Below are 7,813 nucleotides of genomic sequence, written 5' to 3'. Positions count from 1 at the left end.
GAAATCGTAAGCAGAAAGAAGTTCACGAACTTCCATCTCTACCAATTCCAGCAGCTCTTCGTCATCTACCATGTCGCATTTGTTCATGAATACGATCATGTAAGGAACGCCAACCTGGCGACCCAGCAGGATGTGCTCACGGGTCTGTGGCATAGGGCCATCAGTCGCAGCAACAACCAGAATTGCGCCGTCCATCTGAGCAGCACCGGTGATCATGTTTTTCACATAGTCGGCGTGGCCTGGGCAGTCTACGTGCGCGTAGTGGCGAGCTGGGGTGTCATATTCAACGTGGGAAGTGTTGATGGTGATACCACGAGCTTTTTCTTCTGGTGCGTTATCGATCTGATCGAATGCGCGCGCAGAACCGCCGTAGGTTTTAGCCAAAACGGTGGTAATTGCAGCAGTCAGGGTGGTTTTACCATGGTCAACGTGGCCGATAGTACCAACGTTAACGTGCGGTTTTGTACGTTCAAACTTTTCTTTAGACACGGTTATATTCCTTACTCTTGTGCTCTCTCTTCATAGAGAGAGCACTGGATCATTGTTTTAAACCAGTGGCTTATTTGCCACGAGCTTCGATAATGGCTTTAGCAACGTTGCTAGGTGCTTCAGCATACTCCAGGAATTCCATGGAGTAAGAAGCACGGCCCTGAGTCTGAGAACGCAAGTCTGTTGCATAACCAAACATTTCAGACAAAGGAACCTTAACGCGAACGGTTTTACCGGTGGCAGTATCTTCCATGCCTTCGATGATACCGCGACGACGGTTAAGGTCGCCCATTACGTCACCCATATAATCTTCAGGGGTTTCGACTTCAACCTTCATGATTGGCTCAAGCAGAACTGGTTTAGCTCGTTTGAAACCTTCTTTAAAGGCGATAGAACCGGCTAATTTAAAGGCCAATTCTGAGGAGTCGACGTCATGGTAAGAACCGTAATGCAGACGTACTTTAACGTCAACAACCGGATAACCTGCCAATGGACCAGACTTCAGCTGTTCCTGGATACCTTTATCAACTGCAGGGATAAACTCTTTAGGAATAGAACCACCAACGATTTCGTTGACGAATTCATAACCTGTGCCACCCGGTGGCAACGGAGACATGTCAATAACGACATGACCGTACTGACCACGACCGCCAGACTGCTTAGCGTGTTTACCTTCAACGTCTTTAACAGTGTCACGAATCGTTTCACGGTAAGCAACCTGCGGCTTACCTACGTTCGCTTCAACGTTAAATTCACGACGCATACGGTCAACCAGGATGTCCAGGTGAAGTTCACCCATCCCTGCGATGATAGTCTGACCAGATTCTTCGTCAGTCCAAACGCGGAATGATGGATCTTCTTTTGCCAGACGACCCAGAGCCATACCCATTTTTTCCTGGTCGGCTTTGGTTTTTGGTTCAACGGCTACGGAGATAACCGGCTCCGGGAACTCCATACGCTCAAGAATGATCACATTATTTGGATCACACAGAGTATCACCGGTAGTGACATCTTTCAGACCGATGGCCGCAGCGATATCGCCAGCATGAACTTCTTTGATCTCTTCACGCTTGTTAGCGTGCATTTGGACGATACGCCCCAGACGCTCACGCTGTGAACGCACTGAGTTCAACACTGTGTCACCGGAATTTACGATCCCCGAGTACACACGGAAGAAGGTCAAGTTGCCCACGAACGGGTCAGTTGCGATTTTGAACGCAAGTGCAGAGAACGGCTCTTTGTCGTCAGAATGACGAATTGCCGGAGTATCTTTACCATCATCCAGAATACCGTTGATAGACTCAACGTCAGTTGGTGCTGGCAGATATTCCACTACTGCATCCAGCATTGCCTGTACGCCTTTGTTTTTAAACGCAGAGCCACAGGTAACCAGGATAATTTCGTTACGCAGTACACGTGAACGAAGTGCAGTTTTGATCTCTTCCTCGGTCAGCTCTTCGCCGCCCAAGTATTTGTCCATCAGTTCTTCGGTCGCTTCTGCAGCAGATTCAACCAGGTTCTGACGCCATTCATCAGCCAACTCGACCATGTCCGCAGGGATTTCTTCGTATTCGAAGGTCACGCCTTGGTCAGTATCATTCCAGTTGATGGCTTTCATTTTTACCAGGTCAACAACACCGGTAAATTTCTCTTCTGCGCCGATTGCCAGTTGCAATGGAACTGGATTCGCGCCCAGACGAGATTTAATCTGACCAACAACTTTCAGGAAGTTAGCACCCATACGGTCCATTTTGTTAACGAACGCGATGCGTGGAACTTTATATTTATTAGCCTGACGCCATACGGTCTCAGACTGTGGCTGAACACCACCAACTGCACAGTAGACCATTACAGCGCCATCAAGAACACGCATGGAACGTTCAACTTCGATGGTGAAGTCAACGTGCCCTGGGGTGTCGATGATATTGATGTGGTGCGGCTCGAACTGCTTAGCCATACCAGACCAGAAACAAGTCGTAGCAGCAGAAGTGATGGTAATACCACGTTCCTGCTCTTGTTCCATCCAGTCCATGGTGGCTGCGCCGTCATGAACTTCGCCGATTTTATGGTTTACACCGGTGTAGAACAAAATACGTTCGGTAGTCGTCGTTTTACCGGCGTCGATGTGCGCGCTGATACCAATGTTGCGATAGCGCTCAATGGGTGTTTTACGAGCCATTTGATTCCTCTATTACTAGGACGTTCAAGTTTAGTTAACCCAAGCGGGTTGGCTTCTTGAAGCGCCCGCTTGGTTAGCATAACTACTGCAAGGTGATTACCAGCGGTAGTGGGCGAACGCCTTGTTGGCTTCAGCCATACGGTGAACGTCTTCACGTTTCTTAACAGCAGTACCTTTGTTCTCTGCTGCATCAGAAAGTTCGTTCGCCAGGCGAAGAGCCATGGATTTATCACCGCGTTTACGAGCAGCTTCAACGATCCAACGCATTGCCAAAGCATTACGACGAACCGGACGTACTTCAACTGGAACCTGATAAGTTGAACCGCCTACGCGGCGTGACTTAACTTCGACAGTCGGACGAACGTTGTCCAGAGCGACTTCGAAAGCTTCCAGGCTGTTTTTCCCGCTACGTTGAGCCAGGGTCTCAAGAGCAGAATAAACAATTGTTTCTGCAGTAGATTTTTTACCATCTACCATCAGAATGTTTACGAATTTAGCCAGCAGTTCGGATCCGAACTTAGGATCTATTTTGTTTCATAAACTACTTTGTAAACGAGTGATAAATCGCCCCCATAATAAGCATGACCTAATACGGGGACGCAGAATTTTAGGGCTGACCTACGAGGGTGTCAAGAAATATACAATATTAGCGATCATCGCCATGCAATATGCTGGGGATGTTTCTCGGTCAGCGCAACGAAACCAGTATAGTCGATCAAGGTCGTGCTGTGTAAAATTTGGCCAATCAAGCCTCGCGCAGCCAGATCCTCACTCAGCACATAAACCGGAAGTCCCCATGCTGTCAGGCATTTGCTGGCCTCACTGTTTTTTACAGCCGCCAGCACCCCGTCCTGTACCAGCAACAGTGCATCCTGGGGACCAACAAGACGAAGAAATGCTGTTAAATCACAAGATTGCGGAGAGTTTGCCAGGGTAAAAAGCATGTGTATTCCTGAATCAAAAGGTCATAACGACATCGTATTCTGACAACTTTTCACGTAATTCAACTTCTGCCAATGTCTCGACATCCAGCACCCAATGACGCTCTTCGGCCAGCCCGCGATCACTTAAAGAGGCCGCACACACAAAGCACTGGTCGATATCATAGAGTGACAAAATACCGTACGTCGCAATGTAATTACGCGCTAAGATTTTTTCCGGTTGCTGATTTTCCAACAGCTGAAACACGCCATCAGCCACGAAGAATACCCCGATATCCTCAGTTAAGGCAGACGTCGCCAGTAGCGCATCCAACCCTTCCCGACCTGATGACGTCCCGTGTGGCCCTTGCGTAAATATAAAAGCGACTTTCTTCATATTGGGTTCACACCTTGCGTTTAAAACTGCACCAGTCGGTCACAGGTCAGCGATGCTTCAGCCAGACTGCCGAGGCCAGTAAGGGTGAATCCAGGCTGAAGATTCGCAAAGTCTCTCCCCTGATTATGCGCTTCAGCATCATCAATGATGCCACGGCGCAAAGCCGCGGCCACACAAACATTCAGCGCTATCTGGTTATTCACGGCTAAACGCTGCCATGCGCGCACCAGATCAAACTCATCCGAGGCAGGTGCCGACAATTGATTGCCATTAAGCACCCCTTCACGATAGAAAAAGATACTCACAATCTGATGCCCACAGGCGAGCAGCGCCAAAGCAAACTGATAGGCTGCACTCGCCTGCTGCGTACCATACGCAGGACCAGTGACGAGCAAACAATAACGCAGCTTCAACGCTCGTTCCCTACTAGATCACCACTCTTAAACTGACGAATATAGAGATAGACAGTATGCTTTGAAATATTCAACCGGTCAGCGACCTGATTGATGGCGTCTTTAATATCAAAAATACCTTTCTCATAAAGATTCAACACAACCTGACGATTCTTGGCATTGTTGGCTACATTACGGTCGGCATTCACCTCTTCAATGGTGAATTCCAGCGTTTGTGCGACCAAATCATCTACCGATGAAGCAAAATTCACCGATGGCGCCACTTCCTGCGTTTCTGGTGGCATAAAAGTTTGAATAATTTGCGAGAAAGGCACATCAAGATTCATGTTAATGCAAAGCAGTCCTACCACCCGCTGCTCAGCATTGCGTATAGCAATAGTGACAGATTTCATCAACACGCCACTTTTGGCGCGGGTGAAATAAGCCCGGGAGACGTTACTGTCAGCGCCGGTCATATCGTGCAGCATTCGCAGCGCCAGATCGGTGATCGGTGAGCCGATTTTCCGTCCGGTATGTTCGCCATTAGCGATCCGAATAGCGGAGCATTTCAGATCTTCCAAAGAATGCAGAACAATTTCGCAATGTTCACCAATCAACATGGCCAGACCATCAACTACTGCCTCATAGGAGGTGAGTATCTCGTGGTCGGTCTGATTGAAAGGACGTTGGTCCAGCAAATCCAGTTCGCCGGTTTCGCCAGATATAAGCGAATTAGACATCGAAGCTACCACCCTCTACATTACATTTGCCTGACAACAGCAATACGTAATCAATCAATATCCCGTGCCTGTTAGTGTAACAACTGCACAGACAGGCATGCTGGGGATTACATGGAATAGTGACGTTATGCCCGACGAGCAAACGCGTCAAGTGATCATCATAGAGTAACCACAGTAAAATGAGGTCCTGAATGTAATTAATCTGTCAGGCAAAAAAAACCGCCGCATTAAGCGACGGTTTTTCATCACACCGGGCAAATTTATTTTGCTTTAGGTGCTGTTGCCTCATCAGCAGGCTGTTCAGCCGCTTTTGGATCCGCTTTCGGTGCTGCTTTAACATCCAGCAACTCTATGTCAAAGACCAGAGTCGAATTAGCAGGAATGCCCGGAACGCCGGTTTTGCCATAAGCAAGTTCTGGTGGAATGACCAGCTTGATTTTGCCACCTTTCTTAATGTGTTTCAGGCCTTCGGTCCAGCCAGGAATAACACCATCAAGACGGAAAGATAGTGGTTCACCGCGGGTATAAGAGTTGTCGAACTCTGTGCCATCGGTCAGGGTGCCTTTGTAATTTACAACCACAGTGTCACTGTCTTTTGGTGCTGCACCGGTACCTGGTTTTTCAACCTGATACAACAAACCTGACTCCGTCTTCTTCACACCTTTTGTTTTGGCAAAATCAGCACGGAACTTGTCACCTTTGTCAGCGTTAGCTTTCGCGTCCTGCTCCATTTTAGCTTGGGCAGAAGCTTTCACTCGGCCTTCAAACGTTTGCAGCGTTTTTTCGATTTCCTGATCGGACAATTTGCTCTTGTTAGCAAAAGCGTCCTGAACACCGGAGATCAACTGGTCTTTGTCCAGTTTGATTCCCAGTTTTTCTTGTTCTTTCAGAGAATTATCCATATAGCGGCCAAGTGAAGCACCCAGCGCGTAAGCAGCCTGCTCGTCATCACTTTTAAACTTGGTGGTATCAGTCGCTGCCGGAGCGGCGGCAACTGGTGCTGGCGTTTCCGCGCCTTTCGCTGCGTCAGCGGCCATAACCTGCGTAGCATTCAGTGCCAGTGCCATAGTGGTCGCTAACAGTGTTACTTTAAACAGTGATTTCATCCATTTCTCCAAGACCTGAAGCTTATGACCTCAGGTAAACATTACGAAAATTCGTCGGTTACTATAACTGCCCCGGTTCAGACAAGACAATGTCTATACTAACCAATAGCGTCTTATTCGGACCTTTTTTGATCTAATTAGTTTCTGTCAGGCCATATATTACGATAAATCCTACACAGGGAAGGTCAGGCAATTCTCATTCATTGCAGGTAGAATCGCGCTACTGCCGTCCTGTCAGCTGCACTTAGAGGGAAATTATGGACCAGAACACTTTTGAAGATCGTCTGGAAATGCTGGAAAGCCGCCTGGCATTTCAGGAAGTGACGATTGATGAACTCAATACCATCGTCACTTCACATCAGTTGGAAATGAGCCGCCTGCACGATCACTTGCGTCTGCTGACTGACAAACTGCGCGCCTCGCAACCGTCACAGATTGCTGACCCCTCCGAAGAGACACCTCCGCCACACTATTAATTGTCCGCGTGACCGGGCAACAAAAACAAAAAAGGCATCCCGCAGGATGCCTTTTTCTTCATGGCTGGAGATTAATGACAACCGCAGCCGCCGTTGCCACCGCAACCGCCTTTTTTTACTTCGTCTTGGCCGTGATCATGGCCGTGGCCGCCGCAGCAACCGTCCCCATGTTCGTGATCGTGTCCATGGTCGTGGCCATGTTCCCCGTGAACGTGGCCATGAGCCAGCTCTTCTTCGGTTGCTTCACGGATAGCGACCACTTCTACGTGGAAGTTCAGATCTTGCCCCGCCAGCATATGGTTACCGTCAACCACGACATGATCACCATCAACTTCAGTGATTTCAACGGGAACTGGACCCTGATCGGTGTCAGCCAGGAAACGCATGCCGACTTCCAGCTCTTCAACCCCCATGAACACGTCTTTAGGAACGCGCTGCACCAGGTTTTCATCGTAGTTGCCGTAAGCGTCATTTGCGCCAACATTCACGTCGAATACGTCACCAATGGCATGATTTTCCAGCGCAGTTTCCAGGCCGGAGATCAGTGAACCATGGCCGTGCAGGTAATCCAACGGTGCACTCACCGGAGATTCATCAACCAATACACCGTCTTCTGTTCGTACCTGGTAAGCCACACTGACGACCAGGTCTTTAGATACTTTCATGATAACTCCTACCGTTGGAAACTTAATTTATTGTCTGCGAACGCTTCGGGGAACGAGCGCCACTTCGTTTCAGGCTAATTCAGTTACAACACGTTGCCCGTATCCTGAGAAAAAACAACGGATACAAAAACAATGCCGAATAAATTTGGCGAAGAGTGTAGCGGAAAATCGCGACTCTGTACCGAACAGCATAAAAAAACGCGGCCAATAACGCTACTTCGGATCAAAAATACCGATAACTTGTTCTTCCGGGCGCAACGCCTTGCTGACCAGCTCATCCGTCTGGCGCTTGTGCAAGCCACACTTGATGCACTCGACCACTTCGACTTGGTCTTCTGCCCATAAAGTTAGCGTATCCAGTGATTTACATTGTGGGCAAACTGCCCCGGCAATGAAACGCTTGCGGGTTGTAGCCATCACTTACTCTCCAGGAATGTTGCGTATTACGC

At 48.6% G+C, this 7,813-nt stretch carries 11 protein-coding genes; 1 reads left to right on the top strand and 10 read right to left on the bottom strand.

The genetic code is table 11. The features are described from left to right. The 8 genes from IEV89_RS14545 to fkpA all read right to left on the bottom strand — a co-directional run. A partial coding sequence (locus IEV89_RS14545) for a GTP-binding protein (RefSeq protein ID WP_188474247.1) occupies positions 1–489 on the bottom strand: 489 nt, incomplete at its 3' end. A 70-nt stretch (positions 490–559) separates the two neighbouring features. Beyond that, positions 560–2,668, bottom strand: coding sequence for an elongation factor G (fusA, locus tag IEV89_RS14540; RefSeq protein WP_188474246.1), 2,109 nt, complete (start codon positions 2,666–2,668; stop codon positions 560–562). Between the two features lie 96 nt (positions 2,669–2,764). Beyond that, the gene (gene rpsG / locus IEV89_RS14535) at positions 2,765–3,196 is read right to left on the bottom strand and encodes a 30S ribosomal protein S7 (RefSeq protein ID WP_188474255.1); all 432 of its coding nucleotides are present in this window, start codon (positions 3,194–3,196) and stop codon (positions 2,765–2,767) included. 125 nt (positions 3,197–3,321) lie between these two features. Next, positions 3,322–3,612 (bottom strand): sulfurtransferase complex subunit TusB, encoded by a 291-nt coding sequence (tusB, locus tag IEV89_RS14530; RefSeq protein WP_188474245.1) that lies wholly within the window; start codon positions 3,610–3,612, stop codon positions 3,322–3,324. 13 nt (positions 3,613–3,625) lie between these two features. After that, the gene (tusC, locus tag IEV89_RS14525; protein WP_188474244.1) at positions 3,626–3,985 is read right to left on the bottom strand and encodes a sulfurtransferase complex subunit TusC; all 360 of its coding nucleotides are present in this window, start codon (positions 3,983–3,985) and stop codon (positions 3,626–3,628) included. A gap of 20 nt (positions 3,986–4,005) precedes the next feature. Beyond that, positions 4,006–4,398 (bottom strand): sulfurtransferase complex subunit TusD, encoded by a 393-nt coding sequence (gene tusD, locus IEV89_RS14520; protein WP_188474243.1) that lies wholly within the window; start codon positions 4,396–4,398, stop codon positions 4,006–4,008. Beyond that, a complete protein-coding gene (locus IEV89_RS14515) occupies positions 4,395–5,117 on the bottom strand; it encodes a helix-turn-helix transcriptional regulator (protein WP_188474242.1) in 723 nt (240 codons plus the stop codon). Before IEV89_RS14515 ends, tusD begins: the two co-directional genes overlap by 4 nt. Positions 5,118–5,377: 260 nt before the next feature. Continuing rightward, entirely contained in the window at positions 5,378–6,223 is an 846-nt protein-coding gene (gene fkpA, locus IEV89_RS14510) for an FKBP-type peptidyl-prolyl cis-trans isomerase (protein WP_188474241.1), read from the bottom strand. A 257-nt stretch (positions 6,224–6,480) separates the two neighbouring features. Here fkpA and IEV89_RS14505 point away from each other — a divergent pair, with 257 nt between their 5' ends. Further along, positions 6,481–6,699 carry a protein SlyX gene (locus tag IEV89_RS14505; RefSeq protein ID WP_188474240.1) on the top strand — a complete coding sequence of 73 codons (219 nt, stop codon included), beginning with the start codon at positions 6,481–6,483 and terminating at the stop codon, positions 6,697–6,699. A 71-nt stretch (positions 6,700–6,770) separates the two neighbouring features. On the opposite strand, the gene slyD is transcribed toward IEV89_RS14505, so the two are convergent. Together slyD and IEV89_RS14495 are read right to left on the bottom strand one after the other, a co-directional pair. Next, positions 6,771–7,364 (bottom strand): peptidylprolyl isomerase, encoded by a 594-nt coding sequence (gene slyD, locus IEV89_RS14500; protein ID WP_188474239.1) that lies wholly within the window; start codon positions 7,362–7,364, stop codon positions 6,771–6,773. A 213-nt stretch (positions 7,365–7,577) separates the two neighbouring features. Further along, a complete protein-coding gene (locus IEV89_RS14495) occupies positions 7,578–7,781 on the bottom strand; it encodes a YheV family putative zinc ribbon protein (RefSeq protein ID WP_188474238.1) in 204 nt (67 codons plus the stop codon). Between the last annotated feature and the right edge of the window lie 32 nt (positions 7,782–7,813).

It is taken from the genome of Hafnia psychrotolerans (assembly GCF_014639435.1).
GTDB lineage: Bacteria > Pseudomonadota > Gammaproteobacteria > Enterobacterales > Enterobacteriaceae > Ewingella > Ewingella psychrotolerans.
Note: the sequence above shows the minus strand (reverse complement) of the source record. Positions and strands in the feature narration are given on the sequence as shown.